Genomic DNA, 990 nt, shown 5'->3' with positions numbered 1-990 from the left:
CGCCGGCGCCGTCCTCACCCCCGCACTTCGCGCGGAACTCCAGGGCAGTCTCCTGCACTGACGGTTCGTCGGATACCGTCCAGGTATTCGAAGTACCTCCGCGTCCTTCCCGGGCCCGCTTCGGCGGGCTCGGGTTCGGACGTTGTACGGCCTTCGCACCACCGGCTCCGGACTCGCGCCGAAGCTCGAACCGCACCGCCGCACCCTGTGAGGAGAGGAACCGTGACACCGCCCGACGACCGCAGCGGCCAGTACGGTCTTCCGTACCCTGGCACAGGCCATGACGCCTTCGGAGCACCCGGCGTCGGCCACGGTCAGGAGTACGGCCGGCACCAGTACGGGCAGCCCCAGCACCCGTACGCCAGGCCCGAAGAGCAGTACGGCCAGTACGACCAGTACTCCCGGCAGCAGCCCTCCTACGGTGCCCCGGCGCCCGGCTACCCGGCCCAGTCGCCGGCGCCCGAGCCGACGCCCGGCTACCGGCCCGCCCAGGAGCCCGGCCACGTCGAGGAGTTCGAGGACGAGCCCGACTCGGGCCCGCTGATCCGCCCGTTCGCGATGACCGGTGGCCGCACCCGGCCGCGCTACGAACTCGCGCTGGAGGCCCTGGTCTCCGCCGACGTCGATCCGCAGCGCCTGGCCACCCTGCTCCCCGAGCACCAGCGGATCTGCACCCTGTGCACGGAGGTCAAATCCGTCGCGGAGGTGTCGGCGCTGCTCTCCCTTCCCCTGGGAGTGGCCCGCATTCTCGTGGCCGACCTGGCCGAGGCCGGCCTGGTCGCCATCCACCAGCCCGCTTCCGGCGGCGAATCCGGAAACCAGCCCGACGTCACGCTGCTCGAAAGGGTCCTCAGTGGACTTCGCAAGCTCTAACGCGGCCGCCCCCACCCGCGCCACCACCTCCGCGAAGATCGTCGTCGCGGGCGGCTTCGGTGTCGGCAAGACCACGCTCGTCGGCGCCGTCTCCGAGATCAACCCGCTGCGCACCGA

Annotated in this window: 1 protein-coding gene and 1 pseudogene; both read left to right on the top strand. The window is 71.6% G+C overall.

The window, feature by feature from the left end:
- The first annotated feature begins 222 nt into the window (after nt 1–222).
- Entirely contained in the window at nt 223–873 is a 651-nt protein-coding gene (locus IE332_RS40460; RefSeq protein WP_229929326.1) for a DUF742 domain-containing protein, read from the top strand.
- Nucleotides 854–990, top strand: a pseudogene (locus IE332_RS40455) (ATP-binding protein); the annotation flags it as partial. The gene IE332_RS40460 and the pseudogene IE332_RS40455, both read left to right, overlap by 20 nt.

It is taken from the genome of Kitasatospora xanthocidica (genome assembly GCF_014656195.1).
Classification (GTDB): Bacteria; Actinomycetota; Actinomycetes; order Streptomycetales; family Streptomycetaceae; genus Kitasatospora; species Kitasatospora xanthocidica.
The sequence above is the reverse complement of the archived record's forward strand: the minus strand, read 5'-3'. Positions and strand labels throughout refer to the sequence as shown.